General features: G+C 48.2%; 29 protein-coding genes. 15 read left to right on the plus strand and 14 right to left on the minus strand.

Annotation, left to right across the window (positions count from 1 at the left end; genetic code table 11):
* Nucleotides 1–29: 29 nt before the first annotated feature.
* From LDH74_RS03710 to LDH74_RS03775, 14 genes are all read right to left on the minus strand, one after another.
* Complete coding sequence (locus tag LDH74_RS03710) at nucleotides 30–326, minus strand: hypothetical protein (RefSeq protein ID WP_226041189.1); 297 nt, start codon at nucleotides 324–326, stop codon at nucleotides 30–32.
* A 596-nt stretch (nucleotides 327–922) separates the two neighbouring features.
* Nucleotides 923–1570: a hypothetical protein gene (locus LDH74_RS03715; protein WP_226041190.1), complete on the minus strand. Its 648-nt coding sequence runs from the start codon at nucleotides 1568–1570 to the stop codon at nucleotides 923–925.
* Between the two features lie 614 nt (nucleotides 1571–2184).
* Complete coding sequence (locus tag LDH74_RS03720; protein ID WP_226041191.1) at nucleotides 2185–2736, minus strand: hypothetical protein; 552 nt, start codon at nucleotides 2734–2736, stop codon at nucleotides 2185–2187.
* 77 nt (nucleotides 2737–2813) lie between these two features.
* Nucleotides 2814–3050 carry a hypothetical protein gene (locus LDH74_RS03725; protein ID WP_226041192.1) on the minus strand — a complete coding sequence of 79 codons (237 nt, stop codon included), beginning with the start codon at nucleotides 3048–3050 and terminating at the stop codon, nucleotides 2814–2816.
* 235 nt (nucleotides 3051–3285) lie between these two features.
* Nucleotides 3286–3555: a hypothetical protein gene (locus tag LDH74_RS03730; RefSeq protein WP_226041193.1), complete on the minus strand. Its 270-nt coding sequence runs from the start codon at nucleotides 3553–3555 to the stop codon at nucleotides 3286–3288.
* 39 nt (nucleotides 3556–3594) lie between these two features.
* A complete protein-coding gene (locus tag LDH74_RS03735) occupies nucleotides 3595–3798 on the minus strand; it encodes a hypothetical protein (RefSeq protein WP_226041194.1) in 204 nt (67 codons plus the stop codon).
* Nucleotides 3795–3995 carry a hypothetical protein gene (locus tag LDH74_RS03740; protein WP_226041195.1) on the minus strand — a complete coding sequence of 67 codons (201 nt, stop codon included), beginning with the start codon at nucleotides 3993–3995 and terminating at the stop codon, nucleotides 3795–3797. Before LDH74_RS03740 ends, LDH74_RS03735 begins: the two co-directional genes overlap by 4 nt.
* Nucleotides 3992–4222: a hypothetical protein gene (locus LDH74_RS03745; RefSeq protein ID WP_226041196.1), complete on the minus strand. Its 231-nt coding sequence runs from the start codon at nucleotides 4220–4222 to the stop codon at nucleotides 3992–3994. The genes LDH74_RS03740 and LDH74_RS03745 overlap by 4 nt, the downstream gene beginning before the upstream one ends.
* A gap of 39 nt (nucleotides 4223–4261) precedes the next feature.
* Complete coding sequence (locus tag LDH74_RS03750; protein ID WP_226041197.1) at nucleotides 4262–4684, minus strand: hypothetical protein; 423 nt, start codon at nucleotides 4682–4684, stop codon at nucleotides 4262–4264.
* A 38-nt stretch (nucleotides 4685–4722) separates the two neighbouring features.
* On the minus strand, nucleotides 4723–5040 hold the full coding sequence (locus tag LDH74_RS03755) for a hypothetical protein (RefSeq protein WP_226041198.1): 318 nt from the start codon (nucleotides 5038–5040) through the stop codon (nucleotides 4723–4725).
* Nucleotides 5041–5158: 118 nt separating this feature from the next.
* Nucleotides 5159–5776, minus strand: a complete 618-nt coding sequence (locus tag LDH74_RS03760; RefSeq protein ID WP_226041199.1) for a hypothetical protein — start codon at nucleotides 5774–5776, stop codon at nucleotides 5159–5161.
* 294 nt (nucleotides 5777–6070) lie between these two features.
* The gene (locus LDH74_RS03765) at nucleotides 6071–6367 is read right to left on the minus strand and encodes a hypothetical protein (RefSeq protein WP_226041200.1); all 297 of its coding nucleotides are present in this window, start codon (nucleotides 6365–6367) and stop codon (nucleotides 6071–6073) included.
* Between the two features lie 299 nt (nucleotides 6368–6666).
* On the minus strand, nucleotides 6667–6939 hold the full coding sequence (locus LDH74_RS03770) for a winged helix-turn-helix domain-containing protein (protein WP_345778547.1): 273 nt from the start codon (nucleotides 6937–6939) through the stop codon (nucleotides 6667–6669).
* Nucleotides 6940–7054: 115 nt separating this feature from the next.
* Nucleotides 7055–7474: a hypothetical protein gene (locus LDH74_RS03775; protein WP_226041202.1), complete on the minus strand. Its 420-nt coding sequence runs from the start codon at nucleotides 7472–7474 to the stop codon at nucleotides 7055–7057.
* A 320-nt stretch (nucleotides 7475–7794) separates the two neighbouring features.
* On the opposite strand from LDH74_RS03775, the gene LDH74_RS03780 reads away from it, so the two are divergent.
* The 15 genes from LDH74_RS03780 to LDH74_RS03850 all read left to right on the plus strand — a co-directional run bounded on the left by LDH74_RS03780 (nucleotide 7795) and on the right by LDH74_RS03850 (nucleotide 16063).
* Nucleotides 7795–8607: a hypothetical protein gene (locus tag LDH74_RS03780; protein ID WP_226041203.1), complete on the plus strand. Its 813-nt coding sequence runs from the start codon at nucleotides 7795–7797 to the stop codon at nucleotides 8605–8607.
* Between the two features lie 53 nt (nucleotides 8608–8660).
* Nucleotides 8661–8960, plus strand: coding sequence for a hypothetical protein (locus LDH74_RS03785; RefSeq protein ID WP_226041204.1), 300 nt, complete (start codon nucleotides 8661–8663; stop codon nucleotides 8958–8960).
* 90 nt (nucleotides 8961–9050) lie between these two features.
* Complete coding sequence (locus LDH74_RS03790) at nucleotides 9051–9242, plus strand: hypothetical protein (RefSeq protein WP_226041205.1); 192 nt, start codon at nucleotides 9051–9053, stop codon at nucleotides 9240–9242.
* On the plus strand, nucleotides 9239–9541 hold the full coding sequence (locus LDH74_RS03795) for a hypothetical protein (protein ID WP_226041206.1): 303 nt from the start codon (nucleotides 9239–9241) through the stop codon (nucleotides 9539–9541). The genes LDH74_RS03790 and LDH74_RS03795 overlap by 4 nt, the downstream gene beginning before the upstream one ends.
* A gap of 243 nt (nucleotides 9542–9784) precedes the next feature.
* A complete protein-coding gene (locus LDH74_RS03800) occupies nucleotides 9785–10150 on the plus strand; it encodes a hypothetical protein (protein WP_226041207.1) in 366 nt (121 codons plus the stop codon).
* A gap of 17 nt (nucleotides 10151–10167) precedes the next feature.
* The gene (locus LDH74_RS03805) at nucleotides 10168–10356 is read left to right on the plus strand and encodes a hypothetical protein (protein ID WP_226041208.1); all 189 of its coding nucleotides are present in this window, start codon (nucleotides 10168–10170) and stop codon (nucleotides 10354–10356) included.
* Nucleotides 10357–10875: 519 nt separating this feature from the next.
* Complete coding sequence (locus LDH74_RS03815) at nucleotides 10876–11205, plus strand: hypothetical protein (RefSeq protein WP_226041210.1); 330 nt, start codon at nucleotides 10876–10878, stop codon at nucleotides 11203–11205.
* Between the two features lie 11 nt (nucleotides 11206–11216).
* A complete protein-coding gene (locus tag LDH74_RS03820) occupies nucleotides 11217–11714 on the plus strand; it encodes a hypothetical protein (protein ID WP_226041211.1) in 498 nt (165 codons plus the stop codon).
* Between the two features lie 118 nt (nucleotides 11715–11832).
* Nucleotides 11833–12237 carry a hypothetical protein gene (locus LDH74_RS03825; RefSeq protein ID WP_226041212.1) on the plus strand — a complete coding sequence of 135 codons (405 nt, stop codon included), beginning with the start codon at nucleotides 11833–11835 and terminating at the stop codon, nucleotides 12235–12237.
* Nucleotides 12238–12260: 23 nt separating this feature from the next.
* Nucleotides 12261–12770 (plus strand): hypothetical protein, encoded by a 510-nt coding sequence (locus LDH74_RS03830; protein WP_226041213.1) that lies wholly within the window; start codon nucleotides 12261–12263, stop codon nucleotides 12768–12770.
* A complete protein-coding gene (locus tag LDH74_RS03835) occupies nucleotides 12767–12943 on the plus strand; it encodes a hypothetical protein (protein WP_226041214.1) in 177 nt (58 codons plus the stop codon). The genes LDH74_RS03830 and LDH74_RS03835 overlap by 4 nt, the downstream gene beginning before the upstream one ends.
* 292 nt (nucleotides 12944–13235) lie before the next feature.
* The gene (locus LDH74_RS03840) at nucleotides 13236–14606 is read left to right on the plus strand and encodes a hypothetical protein (protein WP_226041215.1); all 1371 of its coding nucleotides are present in this window, start codon (nucleotides 13236–13238) and stop codon (nucleotides 14604–14606) included.
* A gap of 82 nt (nucleotides 14607–14688) precedes the next feature.
* The gene (locus LDH74_RS03845) at nucleotides 14689–15282 is read left to right on the plus strand and encodes a hypothetical protein (protein ID WP_255680919.1); all 594 of its coding nucleotides are present in this window, start codon (nucleotides 14689–14691) and stop codon (nucleotides 15280–15282) included.
* Nucleotides 15283–15357: 75 nt separating this feature from the next.
* Nucleotides 15358–15480: a hypothetical protein gene (locus LDH74_RS26420; RefSeq protein ID WP_255680920.1), complete on the plus strand. Its 123-nt coding sequence runs from the start codon at nucleotides 15358–15360 to the stop codon at nucleotides 15478–15480.
* A 7-nt stretch (nucleotides 15481–15487) separates the two neighbouring features.
* Entirely contained in the window at nucleotides 15488–16063 is a 576-nt protein-coding gene (locus LDH74_RS03850; RefSeq protein ID WP_226041217.1) for a hypothetical protein, read from the plus strand.
* Nucleotides 16064–16132: the final 69 nt, after the last annotated feature.

Raw genomic sequence — 16132 nt, forward strand, 5'->3', positions numbered from 1 at the left:
TATTCTCGAGACAAATAAAAAAGTCTCAGTTATCCCAGATATTCGTTTGGATTGTTAGAATAGTTTTCCACAACTTTCTTAGCTTCTTTGACAGTATCACATGCGCTTTGATCTAACACGTTCGTTTTTGCGTATCCATCCATTCCCGTATCTTCACCACTTGGATGATGAAGTGAAATTTCATAACAATTCGTTTTCTGAATCGACAGTGCAAATTTATCACGTTCGTATTCGGCAGAGTATGGCGGGAGCCCGTCAAATTCGTTCCAACCATCGGCGACTGCGTTTATTATCTGTCGTACGTCCGTATCTTTGTCTTGAGACATACATACCACTTACTTATACACACATATAAACTTACCGATTTCCTGGGAATGCGCCACAGTAATAACTCGGAGCCAAAAAATAACTGACTCTCCGCTACGGTTTCGGAATGTCGATCGATCCTGAATGAGAATAGTTACCGACTTGAAACGTACCACCGAATGATATTATGTCACTCGAGTGTTCAATATCAACCGTGTGTTGTATTATCATGTTAGTGCAAGACCGATGAGTAATAACGCTGTTACAACGACCGCGGTCACTTCCGCAGCCCAGTATGGTTTGATCGTCATTGATCCGTCTTTCTCTCGTTCACTTCCCGCTGTTTCTCACGGCGTTTACGCGCTTCAACGAACTTTTCAGGGAGTTGGCTTCTACTCATGTTACACTTACCACTTAGTTACCATCGCACATAAAGGTGGCGGTATGCACAAGAGTAATAATCGAAGGTCAAAAAATAACTGACTTTATTTCAAACCGTTTTATAGCTCAATCCAAATCTCCGTACCACCACAATAGGGACAGTATTCGACATCATTCTTGTGGTTATCAGGGACTTTAAATTCACGCTTACAACCGCTGTGGCAAGCAACAGTTTTCATTGTTCTTTTCCCTCCGCACAATCGTAATATCCTTCACGGAATGCGGTGGAAACATCTTCGTTATAGATGTCATGCACGACATCAATCGGTAACTCTTGATAGGTACCATACCCACTATCTTCGTATCCAGCGATCGAACGGAGCTTAGGGGCAAGAATGTTAGCCCAACGAGCGGAGTCCGTTGGAACCTCGGGTTTTGAATCGGCGAATTCGCCACCTTCACCGTATTCACCTTCAATGGGACTTGCCTCCGCATATCCCATTTCATAGGCCTTTTCTTTCGCTTTCTCAGCGATTTGTTCAATGGTTAGACACTCGTTATACTCGCCCAATTCTTCAGACATTCGTAGCCTGAAGAAAAGCTTCGGATCTTGTGACTTGTAGACAAGAATGTGAGTGTCGAGCGGTTTTTCACAATCGGCGCAAAGGGTGCCAGGATAGTCACTTTCCGCATCACCGAACATTACGCTGTTATCTTCGTTGTGCCATTCTTCGTCGCTCACACAGCCCGCGCATACGATATGTGCATCATCAACGAACATACCAGCAACACCATAGGGTGCGTGTCCGTTCGGTGTTTGACTCTTACTCACAGCGGTCTCACGGTCGAGAGTATCGTTATCCGTTACGATTATATCGCTCATATCCAATTACCACTTACATACCGACCCACATAAACCCACCGATATCGACGCACCACACACGTGTAACAGGATATGGAAAATACGATCATTGGATATTACTCTCACGAATGGATTGAGTGACAAATATTACCGACATGGTCTCTTTTATGTCGATCGCTCCATTACTTGAGTGTATGAAATCACACCGCCGCATAACCCACAGTTATGCTCGCCGATATTACTCAGATGTATTTCTCACACCATCAGTATTACTCAGGATAATATTACCACCAGTTATGTGGACCGAAGGGAACGAGGGGATAATATCAGATTAGTGAAATAGACCCTAATTGAAAATCTGCGATTTTCGGCGAGGATTGTGATCTGCTTTGCAGATCGCGTCCTAATAATATTTCTGGCGATTTTTTCAGCAACCTCGAAATAGGCCCTAATAATATTTCTGGCGATTTTTGGGGAAAGTTAAAAACGGTTCTAATTATAATTCTGGCTCGAGCGCAACTCACCCACAGATCTCTCCTCACGTGGCTGTGGCACCCACCACACTGTTTTTAGAAAAGACACGTGGTTTCCACCAAACCAATTGAAAAACCGCTCAGAAAACGACTATGCTCCTCTCAGTAACCGTCGTCGGGGAACTGTCCCTCCTCCGCATCGAACGCCACAGCAACCGCCTCTTGATCGTACACTACCCCCCATTCATTTTCGTTCTCACCGCCAGAGAACATGCGACCCCCACCGATGCATTCGACGGCTACAATATTTTCCATCCCCAACTCACGGGATACTTTTTCACGGACGATCTCGCCGTACTTGTGTTCGTACGACGGATCATAGAGCAGTCGATCTCCCTCGATGCGTAGCTGTTCATCGATCCACTGGGTCCACGACTTGTCAAGACCGTCTTCAACTTGCTCAACGTAGATGTGATGTAGTCCAGACCATTCTGGATCTCGCATTTGCTCACGCCGCCGTTGCATCTCCTCCTCGGTCACGGGAACCATGCGCGTACCAGTCGCACCATGAAAGTCACGTTCATCATCTGGATACACGAACGTATCATCGAGGAACGTGAACACACAGTCGTCTCGAGCTATTAGCGTATTGTATTTGCGTCGAACAGATCCGTTCGTATCTTCGGTCACTTCGTAGTTGGCTTCACTTGCCATACTACATCCATGTACTTACCACACCATAAAGTTTGTGGTATCTACTCAGCACACAGTTGGTAAGTAAGAAGAAAATCTTACTCGTCTGAGAATTCAAACGACGGTTCGACACGTCCGAACATGATCTTTCCGTAACCACACTCGAGGATCGCGTACCCATTCTCGAGGAATTTCTTTGTAACGTGTTTTCCGAGCCCCATCGCCTCATTATTTTTCATCACTGTGATGATTTCTTCATCATCGCGGACGTGGACTTTGTCGATATCACCGTACTCTCTGAGTTGCTCGATGTATTGTTGTAGTTCTCCGTTCATTATTGATATTGGTTATTTCCTTCGAGATCGAATTCTTCGAGATCGTTACGAACCATTGTCATTCCGACCTCGAGCTTGTCCTTATCGACACCATCGACGTAGCCCACACGTTCTTCCATTGAACGTGATTTATACAACACCAATCGGCTCCCTCGCTTCTCACACCGTTTGAACCAGATACCGACCCCTGGTCCTTGAAGCAAGTACATGTGGCTGTCGTCGTCGTATGCTACTCTCATTTGAGTCCTTCCGCCTCTTTCTTCCGCTCTTCCGCAGCCGCTTTCGTCGTGTTTTGCATGGTTCGTTGTAGGGCGTAGAGGCGTTGTGTAACCTCGTCTGGTAGTCCATTGGTGATATCCACACCCTCGACAGATGCATCGATCGTCGCACCAACGTTGCCCGTCTCATACTCGCCTGTCGAGACGGTCTCGTTCGCACGGATCTGCACGCCTTCCGCGGTTATTATTATGTCCTCTGCCTCTTCGGAGGTGGCTTCACTTGCCATACTCGTACAATATGGCTACCACATAATAAAGCTTCTGTTTTACAACTCTTCGTCAACGATGAACACACCGAACCCACCGCAACATGCGATCATGACGCCTATGATCCCGAGTAATACTGGATCGTAGAAGTTTTGTTCACCCGTAGCAGCCCAATACAAACCATCACCTACAGCAGCGCAGAACGCAAGGGTGCCAACGAGGGTGATGAGCACAACGACGGCCATGCTAATTTGTTTCATCATTGTTTCTCCTCCACGCTCCACCCTTCATCGAGTTTTTCGTATAGCTCTTCTTTGGTCTTTCCAACGTGTCTGTTGCCGTCTCGAAGGCGAATTACTGTCGTCCCCTCCCCATCAATGAAGATATTGGACACGTTGTACGTGAATCGTCCAGCATCGATCAACACACGGTCGTCAATGATCGGACGCTCGTCGTTCATTCTTCCGCCTCCATACTCTTCCAGTACTGAATGATGATGTTACCGTCTGGACCGACATCGAGATCATACTCAACACCATCAGCGAAAGCGATCTCGACTTCCGCCTCCCCCGTAATGGTGTTTGGATGATCGTCTGGTTTATCAGGATAGGTTTCGAGGTGTTCTTCGGCTACACCAATTTTGATCTGTTCAACGTGGTCGGCATCGGGTGTCTCGCTGACTACCATACACCAACCATGTACTTACCACATAATAAGTGTACCGATTTACAGTTTGATAGGTGAGACCATGAACCAGTAGTCCTCACCACCATCGATTACGACTGGATAGACGTTGCCTCGATCAAACCGAGATTCGGAATTGTTATTGAGATATTCGCGTTCCTCACCTAACACGTCGAGAATGCGATCGACGTATTCGGCTGTGACGTAATGACGCACACCCTCTTTTTCGAAACGCCAGGTCCGTGTCATATTACCATCGACATCGAGAGTGTCTGTCTGCGACCACCCCACACTCTCAAGTTCGGTGAGATCGACAACACCGAATTTGATTTCGGTTTTTGGAATGAGGGCGACAATACCGTCTTCACCGACGTATGTATCGTCAGCGGTTGCGTGTGCTACTATGTCGTATGCCTCTTCCGCATTAAATTCCTCTTTGAACCGTTCGACAAGGTCGCTTACCATACCACAACCATGTACTTACCACATAATAAGTGTGCCGATTACTGGATGACGTTGTTCTCCCAGTAGCTTTGATGTAGGTCGGCGAGGTGACTGAGTAGCGTTTCGGTATCTTCGTCCATGATCGAAGCGGTGTGTTCATCACCGCCCCACCATCCATCGACTCGACCCGCGTATAACGCAACCTCGATATGCGGACCGCCCGTAGTGAGTACGGCGATAATTTCACTGATATCACCGTCGATAGACGCTTCCACTTTTATCTCAAACGGATCAAGCTCTTCACTTGGGTCGTCCATCGCTTCAATGCGTTTTGCTGTCGCAACCACTTCATCAACGATCAGATCTTCACTTCCCATACTACTACCATATGGCTACCTCATAATAACTCTATCGGTTTCGATCAACCGATGAGTTAGCTGTCGAGATTATCGACAGAGAAGTCTACCGAAAAGAATCGATATAGCGAACTACGCTTTACGGAGTGAAGGGCAGATCCGACTCGCGGAGGGTCTCGAGATTTCGAACATTCCACGCTTCATTATACTCCCCTCGGTACGGCATTGGGATGGTACTATCAACACCCCATCCACTATTCTCCTGACCATCGCTACCGTACATATTATTTGAAACGACTGTTCTATTCATAGCACCCTCATCGTTCACAATTACAGCCGACTCGTTCGATCGAGAGAATTTGTCGTATCCACCATCACTGAATTTATACCACAACTCATCATCCATTTCTGGTTGTTCACTCCCCTTCAACTCCTCGACGGTCTCCTCAAGGCCACTGATACGCGCCTCAATCTCGTCCAGGCGAGCGCCTATGTCAGTGGTCTCGTAGTCAGCGAAGTCGATGAGCGCCTCAATGAGATCGTTAAGTGTCCCGTCCCAACTTCCGAAACAACCACCAACCTCTGATTTAGTCAACCCATCCCGATAAAACCAGACATCCCCGTCTTGATCTTCGAGTGCGTAATCACACCCACTCTTGTGAACTACAGACTCAATTCGAAAACCGTGGACATCGTCGGTGGGGAGGGTTGGTTCGCTATTCGTTGGCACCGCCGTACTGTGGGTATCTGCTCCCATATACATACATAGTAGTTACCAGATAATAAGGCTTGCGAAATCAGCTATGACCGTAATTCGTGAAGCTCGACACGAGCGTTTTCACGGTCAGCCGCGCTCATACAGTGGTGAGCGTACAACTCGAGCGCATCACAATCCTCGAACGTCGTTCGGACACGCTCGTGGGGTTCGTTAAATTCGTCCTGCAAAAGCACGATAATTTGTCCGTCGTCAATCCGTTCTTGAATGGCTTCAACTGGTTGCATTACATGAATGTGTTATTCATGTGGGTATATAGTTGTTATGGAATGGTAACTACTCCTCAACTATCTCGATCTTGAGCCGACCGTCAGACAGTGACGTAATGTCACTGATGAGCACGTCTCTCCCGTGAACTGCGAGGATCTTATCCATGTGTTGAAATCGGGATGTGCGTGACTCGATCGCAACCGCATCACGACCGTGCAACGTCGAGATCTCGTAGATGTCGCCTTTGTTGTACTCCTCACCGAGATATGAAAAGGCATGTATTATGCCCTGAACACTGTCGAGAGCGTGTCCATTGACTGTTGGCGCTGTTCCCGAATCACTGTTGTTGGCTGCTTTCGACATCACATCCACTTCTTTACCATGTGGGGTAATAAATATTCCGATGTAGTTACCAGATAATGTTTAACGACAGTGTATACGACATTGTAACTACAGCAACACAACAGCCACCGCTCCGCATACAAGAAGTCTCTCCGCCACAACCATACCGCAACAGCCTCCGCTACAGCACTTCAGTGCGGTTAATATACAACACAGTAATTAGCACAGTTATACCCCACAAACCGACCACACTCCCCCCTACTACAGTATAGTAGTTGTATACATATAACTGTTACTATTTGGTATGTGGATGGTAGGTATCATGCAGTTACCTGTTTCTTCGCTTCTTCCCAGATCGCCTCACCTTCGTCAGTGAGCCCGTAGACTCGTCCTTTCTTCCGCTCCTCTGGGACGAGCAGTTCTACAAGATCCTTTTCACGGAGGTTAGTGAGTGCTCGAGAGACGTGTGCAATGGGAATGTCACTGTTTGGTTTCGCCATTGCAGACGGAGTCTTTGGCCCTTCGTCCAGCCGCTTCATAATTTCAATTCTGTACTGCGAACTAATAACATATCCGACGTTGTCCCAATTCATTGTTTTTGTCTTCACTCATCTCTTTGACGGGAGATAATAAAAAGGTTATGGTGTGGTAACAATATCGTCAGAAGCCCACAAGATTCATACCATAGGAATGTTCGTTCTCGAATGGTTATGCTTCATTGGCTTTTACATGATAGTGGGTATCAGGCCTGTTACCGCTTTCTATCCACAAATTCCCGTTGAGAATATCGTTTGGGTTATCAGACACTTTTTCAACGAAATCATCAGACTCCTTTGCTACATACTGTTTCCTACGGCCCTTTGTAGTAGACGATTTTACAAATTCCTCACGATCTATGGCGTAAACTGCGTGTCGAGATGCGTCAGCAACCAAGATTGTTTTAATTGACACACTGATCTTTTTCTCAACCGACACATCCATCGTCCACTTACCTTTGCGAGCACGCCGCAGCCCCTCGTTATACCAGACGAAGACGCCCTTTCTCCCCGATGCATGGAGATCTCGAGCACATCGACCGATCTGGTTTCCTTCATGATACACGCTCACACCGTTTGTTACGATGTTCATACCCAGTACTTACCACCTATATGCCTTAAAGTTTTCGGGTATGTTTTACACGACTGTATTTTGTATTCCGCATACGTGTGTTATCAGTGGTAAGTAAAACGCAAGTTTTTTGTACCTATGTGTTGAATAGTGGTGTATGAAGGTAGGTACCGCGATTCCGAAGGGGCAGCGTTGTCCACACCACAACTCCATCATGGAGTTTGCAGTAACAACAATGGATGAGCCGACATGGACGTGTGACGAGTGTGAGTGTGATTACACGGTTCCAGATCTCATTCGAGAGGGCGATATCAAACCATCGTTCGTTACCCTCTAATAACATGACAGAGAGTATGGAGCTTTCGAAAAGTGAGATTGCAGAGGCGGAGAACGTCTCATCACTTCAAGACCTTGCAGCAATGGCATATGAGCAAGGTGCGAGGAATGTGGAAGTGTATGAACATAATGATGAAGGGACGGTTGAAATTGAAGTAACTGATCTAAGTCCCGTAGAATGTAATAACTTATCAAGGGAGTGTAACAAACACACTCGTGCTGGTGTTAAAGTTTGTATATCTTCCGTCGATAACAGTGGTGTAGATTACGGGAATGTCCAGTACCAGACCACGTACCAGGGAGTAGAGATCAAGATGGATAACGACCGTCTGTTGGTCGATAACCATGATATCACTGATCAGTACGCTGGAACGCCTCACTCTGGTAGTTTAGCTAACAGCCCCCTTCTGGGTGAGTTGAAAGAGCGTATTGATGCGGGTGAACTACCACCAGAGCCGATGTTGACTGAGACCGAACACCTCCCGCTTGCTGTTGAGTTAGACGAGGCAGACAGTTTTTCTGATATCGATGAGGATGTGATACAGCCGTATATTGAGAAATACGGTAGTTTCGAGAACGTTCTCGAGGTGTTCGAACGCAGCACCGTAGACACATCACAGAACGACGATTGTAGTGATAATATTTTAGAGTGGGGTTGTGGCACTCCCAATGACCCGCAGAATGATTACGCGGAGAAAACGACCGTAACCACTGACTCGCTTGAGGAAGCGAAAGAGGCGTACGTGCGTGGCGACATAGACATTCTCGAGTGCGAGGAACGTCTCGAGGATTTGATCGAGATTGAGCCGTGGTTGTAGAACTTCGATAGTTTTATGTATGTACGTGGTAAGTATACGATAGGGTAGAAGCCATGACCATTACAACAACCGATGTCCGTCAATGGACGCAGGACGAGTTTGAGGAGATCAAGGAGATGTTGCCAGAGGAGGCCGATTTCGCTGGCATTTCAAGTTCGTTCAACCCGTCTGTGGAAGCGTCGATCGGACGTGGAAGCACGCTCGATGAAATTGAGCGAATCGCAGACGAGATCGAATCAGAATTCTGGGCGAACAACATCCCAGTTGAAGAGATAAAAGTGAAGGCTGGATACGCGGGGACGACCAGTTCTGTTCTAATCCTCGACGTGTGCCTGGAGTGGGACGATGAGTAAGTACGAAATGAGTCAGTGCCCAGAGGATGGGTGTCTCGGTCTTGTGACCGAACTTCATGTCCGAGATGGTGTGGATGCGAAGTGTACCACATGCGGAACGCGGTTCGAAGAAAAATTGGTGAGGGTAGAACGATGAATAATGATATTCCAGACGGATTCGAGGAGCATGGAGTAGATGCGGAGGCGGTGAAAGAACAACTTGGGTTATCAGGACACCCACTTGATGTGAAGATGGTGGGGAGACACGTGGTGTTCACGGTTCCAGAGGAGAGAGATCAATGACACGAAACAACCTACAGAAACGAATTAACGAGTTGCTCGATTACCACGAGGAGCATCGCCACGGCAGTACCGCATTCCAACTGGGAGTGCTTATGAGGGCGAGAGAGCAGCGTGATGATGGTGGAGATTCAATGATGGTAGAAGAGGTCAAAGCCATTGAAAAAACCGCTCTCGCGCTGCACAGACTTGTCACTAACGACGCATTCCCGTTCGAGGCGCTCGAAGACGCACTCGATAATATGGGAGTCGTGTACGATGAGCAGATGGAGATGTTAAAGATGAGGGAAAACGATGATTAAGACAATTCAATCATACAACAATAAACTGATTCGGAAAGTGGTTAAATCGTGGAAGAGTATCTGGAATAAAGACGACCGTGGGATCTTAAAACTGGTGAAGGTAATGGTCTTACTCACAGTCCACGGTTCGTTGATACTAACCTGGGTGATGGTAGAGTGCCTAATTGGAATTTTAGGCTGGCTGTTGTTGCCAAACGACGAGTTTGAAGAGTTAGAAGATCCGATTGAAGAGGTGTTAGCAGAATGAATAACAAACGAGAGTACATCGAATCACTCGATATCGGTGAACGAGACGTGTACGCAGACATGGTCATGCGGAGCCTTAGAGGATCGTGGGGCTCGCCTATACCGCGGGTCGAGATCCTTAAAACGATCGCTGACGTGGGTGGTCTCGTCGTTTATGACGATGATGAGTTAGCAGTAAAGGCAAGTTCATATCTGGAGACACATTACCGAGACGGGCGGTTCTTTAGATCGTATTATCAGAATGCGGATATCAACATTCCCGAGTTGGCTGGAGAGGGCAAAGTTCATCAAATGGCGTCCCACATCCCTAATGACTTGACGTGGGACGACTGGAAAATCAACAAGGTGTTCAACGACGAATGACGGTAGAAAACGACCGTATGAGCGACGAAGAGTACGCTTATACCTTCGATCCTATGCATGACCTTGCAGAGCGGTGGGATATTACAATGGATGATGCTGAAGTGTTTCTCGAACGTGTGGGATACTTCAATACCGAACAGTACCACGATATAGCAGAGAAGTTCAGTCCAACGGATCCAGAGCACCACGAAAACAGGCTTGATTAGAAAGATAATCATGAGCATTCGCTGTAAACTGTTCGGTCATAAGTACCCGTGGGATGCACATCAGGAGAAGAAAGCGGAGAACAAAGCAGCCCAATACGTCTGCCAGAGGTGTAGAAGTATTATCACCCGAGACGTAGAAAATGCACTGTTCACGCCAAACGAAGGCGCTTGATTACCTGAATAATCATGAGTGAACACGAAACGGATTGGGGAAAACGCGCACGTATAGCCCTACTATTGGGCAATGTGGAAGACGCACGGTTATACTACTACCGTAAGGCGAACGCCGAACAGATTTGATTATTTTACTAATTCAGAGTGCGGCTGAAGATCGAGCGTCGTTCTAATTTTTAACCAACACTCGCCACGCAGACTCATCTCCGTTGGTTAACCCCCTAATCGAAAATCTGCGATTTTCACCCCTAATTACATTTCTGGCGATTTTTGTGTCATTCATTTGTTGTTACCATATCCATACCAGAAGGTTTATTAACAACCCCGCATTATAGTGGGATGTAGATGGTAACTAACGTGCAAGCCACGTCGGATGGAAACGCCTACCGTCGCGCAGACCCGCAAGAACCCGAAGTCGATGTCGAGAAACAAATCGAGATCTCGCGTGACGATCTGCTCTACGATGGAGACCGCCTACTCGAGATGCGAGACGAGTTTGGTCCAGCCACCGAGATCAAGCGACACGTCCAGACGACGGCGATGATATACGAAATTCGGACGGCGCTCAAGTACTGGAGTGGGGAGAGTCAGACACACCGCACGTGTGGGGCTGTGTGGCGTCGATGCGAACTGGTAGAGGAAGGCGTCGATCGATCTGTTGTTTCCGAACTATGAATGCGTCAAAAATGGGAACTGTAAAGAAGATACAGTACACGACCGCCGCGCTGTTCGAAGATCCAATGCGGGATCAGAAGAACGGTCCTACGGGTGCGGGTACGAACGTCCTACGGGTAACGTTCCGTGGACCGAGTGGTGATATCCATATCCACGATCTTCCGAACGGGGATTTCACGCTCCTCAACCCAACGCTCCAATTCCTGGCCTACATCGGACGACGCCCGTCCGACCTCAATGGAACGAAACTCGAGATGTCTGGCGTGCAAATCCCAGTTGTACGGACTGGGAAAGACGATTATTCGGTGGCTAAAGGTGTTCTCGAGGTCGGTGAAGAGAGGCTCGAGGAATGTGTTTGGGGGCCGCTTGTGGGCGCTGAAACAGAGCCGATTGAGGATGGAGCGGCTGTCGAGGGGGGTAATGACGACAACGATACGGACTCTGATGTGGCTGAAATTACGGTGGAGAACGACCCAGATAGGCGTGGATTGACGATACACACCAGTTAATCACGAATTAAAGATAGTAGCTTACCACTAACATACCATAACGAAACACTTTAGTATGCACGTAAACTATACTCAGATGGACATGGTCGGTAACAATTTCGGAAGCAACTTGCAACATATGGCTGAACCAGACATGCCTTCAAAGCGGGAGGAGGCTGTTCACACAACGCTTCAGGACTATGAGGCGCTGTATCTCTGTCAGATGTTGCGTGAGTGGGCTGCGTACCACAGTGATGATGTGGAATCTTCGATAGCGAAGGGGTATATCGAGTGGATGCAAAAGAACGTGCGAAAACTCGAGAACAACGCCGTCGATATCTACGCGCACACGCCGAAAGCCGCCGAGACGTTGAACAAGGCGATCGAACAGTGGGCAAACGACTATCGAGAGCAACTGAAACGGGACGTATACTCGGATATATCGTCCGCTCTCATAGATCTCTGGGGGCGACACCACAGCGAGACCGTCAATGCGGATGCGGGGAGGCAGGAGTACGATCCTGCGCCGAGTCTCGACATTTAACCGCTGTCACCTCCATATTTATAATGTCAGTTCAAGTCCCTAAGAAAGTGGTATCGGCATATGGATCGGATGAGTTAGTCCAGATCGTTGAATCTAACGAGTTTGGTCCAGAAATTAACAGCGACATGGCAGAGCGTCTCATCGAGTTAGCGAAACAACGGACGCAATCCCGTGGAAATCCGCTCGAAGTGACAAAGGACTACCTCCTTTGTACGACGTGGGAGAACTTCTGTTGGGACACGTTCGGCGGGTCCGAAAAGGGGGATGAGACCGTTCCAAACCGCTTCGCACTCGTCACACCGAACTTTGGTGTTTCGGGTGATGCATGGCTCTGCAAAAACGCAGTCACGGTCGATCAGTGGTGGCTCGAGGAGGAGGACGACCGACGCAGCCAGATCGAGGAGATTGACCAGAGCGATTCCGAATTCCATGACGAATCGGGTGTCTTCTGGGCACCGAAGGATTACACCGCACTGATTGGTTTCGGAGACGGTCTCGTACAAGAATCCGCTACGGTGGCCGATGCAATGTGAGTCACCGAGTAACTGCGTGGACGTTTGAGCACGCCGATGTCCTGCTGTTGTTTATCGGGATGTTCGTCGCGTTCACGTATGGTGCGGTCAACCTCTCCCTCCGTGGTGCGGTGTTCCTTACCGTATTCACGGGGTTGTTTACGTTGTTCATCCAGCGTATTGAGCGGATCTAACTTTTGTGATTGTGGCGGTCTCGTTTGACGTTACCACCGTGAGCACTGTTCTTTTTTAGTTCCGTTCCGCAGTCTGGACATTCGAGCATTCCACGATAGTTTTCTTTCAATTCGTCTTCCTTTCTTCCCGATTGACATACGTTGCAATATTCCACGTCCCTACCACAGCCCAACAGGATAATGAATGTTTTGGCCTCACACAGTTGCGTGTTACTTACCAGATGCGTACCGAAAGGCTTTTTAATATATACCACCTACTAATGAGTGTGAAGTGCCCAATGAGGTTCAAAGCATGAGCAACGAAGACAATAACGCGGACGACGACGGGTACACGACGTATCCCCAGGTCACTCAGCACCCCCACTCGATCGTTGTGGGAGATGAGATTGTGGATATCGTCACGAGCGCGACGATTGACAGCAACACCGAGGATACTGGAACTGGTATTGGTGTTGTTTTCAAAAACCCGACCGTTCCGAAAGGTTCTGTCTGGAAGCAGCGAGACATTCCAGGCGATTATCACGATTCGGCTGCGGAATTCAACGCCGATCTCAAGGTTGCATTCGCGGACGATGGTGACTACGTGAACGGTGTCGAGGTAGACGAGGTCGATATTGGCGATGCGGTAGTTCGAATCGACGCTGCACTCGGTGAAGGTAACGAACTGGATACTGAGAACGACCAGTTCCGTGATTATCGTCTCCCCGTTGATTACAAGATTGCCGATAAGAACGACCGTGATGTGGAGGTTCAAACGGTAGAATTCGACGGTGAAACAAAGACGACGGGTATCGATGTTGGTGGGGGTTCGTTCCAATCCACCGAAGTTGAATCGTTCGACCACGATGAAGTGATGGTTTGGTACGGGGGAATGGCAGGTCAGTTCATCCTTCGAGCGCTGGATATTAACGGCCTCCCATCCGCTCGTTACAAGGACGACGGATATCTGGTCAAAGGCGTTCTTCAACACCCACTCGGTTGGTTCGACCGAGATACGGAGAACTACAACGTCGATAGTACCGACCGCTCGAAACTCGCTCGTGATGCGTCGAACGGTGGTCTCGGTCGTCCACCGCGTGTTGTTCGTCCGCTTATTCTCCAGAAAGATCTCGAGGGAGAATCGGTATTCATCGGAATCGATCGGTATAACGGTGGTCGGATGTTGGAAGCGACGACCGCCTACAACGATTTCGAAGGTGACGACTACGAGAGCGCCACCGACATCGACCTTCATTACGAACCAGAGATCGATGATATCATCTGTGAAGAATTCGACGTAGATGATCCGACCGAAGTCTACGAACTGTACCACGGTGATGGTTGGCAGCCGAAGATCGACGGTGGTGATGAAGGTAACGACACTGACACGTCTGGTGCCTCGTTCGACGTGAGTATGGGTGACGACGAGGATGAGTCAGACGACAGCGGTGTTGACCATCCCACTGAAGACGAGCAGCAGTTCGGTCAGATGATATCGGAGCAGATCGCTGGCCGTACGGACGCTGATCCAGACGATGATATCTTCGAGGGCGCGGATGGAAAGACCGATCTCGAGGGGCTCGTCGGACTCAACGCCGAACAGTTCTCCGTAACTCCCGACGTGGACGCGATTCGAACTGTCGTGTATTCAAACACCGATCATCTGAACACTGGGGACTTATAGGAAGATACCGTTTCTATTAGTATAGTTTATGAAATGCGATTTTTGTAGCTCGGATTATGAGAACCTTGGTCAACACTGGGCCATGTCTTCATGTCCATATCCAGACATTTCTCATTTAGATGATTTCTTTACAGGATGTTTGATGGGGGATGGATGGATTGACCATAGCGGTAGCAACCCATCTTTTGGGGTGGGTTCTAAAGAAAAAGAATATGTTAATTATGTAGATGGGATGTTGGGGAACGTTTCAACTAACATTCGAGTGAGAGATCTGGATGATGGGGGAGGATATGGGAATGGGACATTCTATGTACTAACCACCCGCCGACACCCACATTTAGATAAATTTGCGGGCTGGTATGATAGTGGTGAGAAGGTTTGGCCTGATAGTGTTGATCTGACACCAACAACGCTGAAACACTGGTTTGTTGGGGACGGGACTTTTGATAATACCAACACTGCGTTTAGGGTTTCCATCGCATGTTACAATGAGAGAAAAAACGTGGACAAAATATCATCTTACTTTAGAGATGTAAGCTTACCAGAACCAAATTATTACCATGAGTCGGAGAACGCATTTAAAGTAGTCTGGTCGGCTGACGCCACTCGAGAGTTGTTTGAGTATATGGGGGACCCGTTACCTGGGTTTGAATACAAGTGGCCTGACGGGTATTAATTGGACTGGGGTTGGGTTGTTACCATAACCTTTTTATTTACTTACCACGTATGTACATACGGAGAAGCCCAACCCATGAACGAAGAAGACAAGAACGACGCTCAACGCCAACTCGACAGCGCGGTAATGGCATTCAGCAACGATGACGAGGAGTACGGCATGTTCAACATCGGTCGGGCGTACGAAAAACTCAACTAACACAACAATGACGCTAACTATTCCAGCAGAAGACGGCGAGCACAGTATCGAAGACTATGACGTGACGGTTGAACTCGACTACCAGTACGAACTCGGTGGTGGGGGCTACGACGCTGCAAAGGTCTCCACCAGAGGAGGGGTCGATATCTATCTGGATGAAGATGGGGATTACTGGATTTCGAAGAGCCACTGTTCCGAGGATGCGATTCTCCCGCTAACCAACGGTGAGTTTGCAGACGTACTTGCCGAATTCGATGCGGAAGAGGATATCGAGGTTCCTGAAGAAGAGGGGACGTATTATCGACAGGGTCGTGAGATTACTGTCGAGGAAACTGAACCAGAGTACGAAACCGAACTGCGCGGATATCCCGCCACGCTGATTTGGGAAGACAATCCTATCGAAGTATATGAGGATTCTGACGGGGATTACTGGATCAAGCAGTATCATCGGGATGATGATTGCGCCACTCTCATCATGGAATCGAATCCCATCTACGACGCCATTAACGATGTCGTCACGGAAAGCGAGGAAGATGGTGTGACAGCAGACGGTTGTAGCGGGTCTGACGGTCTGTTTGCATAGCGTAGTATAACGTCTCTTTTCGGTTATTGTTTGGTATGGAAAGTTTTATAGTGTGGTAGGTACTTGGTA

This window comes from Natrinema sp. DC36, from assembly GCF_020405225.1.
In the GTDB taxonomy this organism is placed as follows: Archaea; Halobacteriota; Halobacteria; order Halobacteriales; family Natrialbaceae; genus Natrinema.

What these genes read in the sequence shown, in the direction of transcription:
- LDH74_RS03780 (WP_226041203.1), top strand. Translation starts at nt 7,795, where the DNA reads ATGACAGAGAGTATGGAGCTTTCGAAAAGTGAGATTGCAGAGGCGGAG.
- LDH74_RS03825 (WP_226041212.1), top strand. Translation starts at nt 11,833, where the DNA reads ATGGCTGAACCAGACATGCCTTCAAAGCGGGAGGAGGCTGTTCACACA.
- LDH74_RS03845 (WP_255680919.1), top strand. Translation starts at nt 14,689, where the DNA reads ATGTCTTCATGTCCATATCCAGACATTTCTCATTTAGATGATTTCTTT.
- LDH74_RS03760 (WP_226041199.1), bottom strand. Translation starts at nt 5,776, where the DNA reads ATGGGAGCAGATACCCACAGTACGGCGGTGCCAACGAATAGCGAACCA.
- LDH74_RS26420 (WP_255680920.1), top strand. Translation starts at nt 15,358, where the DNA reads ATGAACGAAGAAGACAAGAACGACGCTCAACGCCAACTCGACAGCGCG.
- LDH74_RS03710 (WP_226041189.1), bottom strand. Translation starts at nt 326, where the DNA reads ATGTCTCAAGACAAAGATACGGACGTACGACAGATAATAAACGCAGTC.
- LDH74_RS03800 (WP_226041207.1), top strand. Translation starts at nt 9,785, where the DNA reads ATGAATAACAAACGAGAGTACATCGAATCACTCGATATCGGTGAACGA.
- LDH74_RS03740 (WP_226041195.1), bottom strand. Translation starts at nt 3,995, where the DNA reads ATGAACGACGAGCGTCCGATCATTGACGACCGTGTGTTGATCGATGCT.
- LDH74_RS03820 (WP_226041211.1), top strand. Translation starts at nt 11,217, where the DNA reads ATGGGAACTGTAAAGAAGATACAGTACACGACCGCCGCGCTGTTCGAA.
- LDH74_RS03725 (WP_226041192.1), bottom strand. Translation starts at nt 3,050, where the DNA reads ATGAACGGAGAACTACAACAATACATCGAGCAACTCAGAGAGTACGGT.
- LDH74_RS03770 (WP_345778547.1), bottom strand. Translation starts at nt 6,939, where the DNA reads ATGAATTGGGACAACGTCGGATATGTTATTAGTTCGCAGTACAGAATT.
- LDH74_RS03840 (WP_226041215.1), top strand. Translation starts at nt 13,236, where the DNA reads ATGAGCAACGAAGACAATAACGCGGACGACGACGGGTACACGACGTAT.
- LDH74_RS03730 (WP_226041193.1), bottom strand. Translation starts at nt 3,555, where the DNA reads ATGGCAAGTGAAGCCACCTCCGAAGAGGCAGAGGACATAATAATAACC.
- LDH74_RS03785 (WP_226041204.1), top strand. Translation starts at nt 8,661, where the DNA reads ATGACCATTACAACAACCGATGTCCGTCAATGGACGCAGGACGAGTTT.
- LDH74_RS03850 (WP_226041217.1), top strand. Translation starts at nt 15,488, where the DNA reads ATGACGCTAACTATTCCAGCAGAAGACGGCGAGCACAGTATCGAAGAC.
- LDH74_RS03715 (WP_226041190.1), bottom strand. Translation starts at nt 1,570, where the DNA reads ATGAGCGATATAATCGTAACGGATAACGATACTCTCGACCGTGAGACC.
- LDH74_RS03805 (WP_226041208.1), top strand. Translation starts at nt 10,168, where the DNA reads ATGAGCGACGAAGAGTACGCTTATACCTTCGATCCTATGCATGACCTT.
- LDH74_RS03745 (WP_226041196.1), bottom strand. Translation starts at nt 4,222, where the DNA reads ATGGTAGTCAGCGAGACACCCGATGCCGACCACGTTGAACAGATCAAA.
- LDH74_RS03735 (WP_226041194.1), bottom strand. Translation starts at nt 3,798, where the DNA reads ATGATGAAACAAATTAGCATGGCCGTCGTTGTGCTCATCACCCTCGTT.
- LDH74_RS03720 (WP_226041191.1), bottom strand. Translation starts at nt 2,736, where the DNA reads ATGGCAAGTGAAGCCAACTACGAAGTGACCGAAGATACGAACGGATCT.
- LDH74_RS03755 (WP_226041198.1), bottom strand. Translation starts at nt 5,040, where the DNA reads ATGGGAAGTGAAGATCTGATCGTTGATGAAGTGGTTGCGACAGCAAAA.
- LDH74_RS03795 (WP_226041206.1), top strand. Translation starts at nt 9,239, where the DNA reads ATGACACGAAACAACCTACAGAAACGAATTAACGAGTTGCTCGATTAC.
- LDH74_RS03765 (WP_226041200.1), bottom strand. Translation starts at nt 6,367, where the DNA reads ATGTCGAAAGCAGCCAACAACAGTGATTCGGGAACAGCGCCAACAGTC.
- LDH74_RS03790 (WP_226041205.1), top strand. Translation starts at nt 9,051, where the DNA reads ATGCGGAACGCGGTTCGAAGAAAAATTGGTGAGGGTAGAACGATGAAT.
- LDH74_RS03815 (WP_226041210.1), top strand. Translation starts at nt 10,876, where the DNA reads ATGGTAACTAACGTGCAAGCCACGTCGGATGGAAACGCCTACCGTCGC.
- LDH74_RS03775 (WP_226041202.1), bottom strand. Translation starts at nt 7,474, where the DNA reads ATGAACATCGTAACAAACGGTGTGAGCGTGTATCATGAAGGAAACCAG.
- LDH74_RS03750 (WP_226041197.1), bottom strand. Translation starts at nt 4,684, where the DNA reads ATGGTAAGCGACCTTGTCGAACGGTTCAAAGAGGAATTTAATGCGGAA.
- LDH74_RS03830 (WP_226041213.1), top strand. Translation starts at nt 12,261, where the DNA reads ATGTCAGTTCAAGTCCCTAAGAAAGTGGTATCGGCATATGGATCGGAT.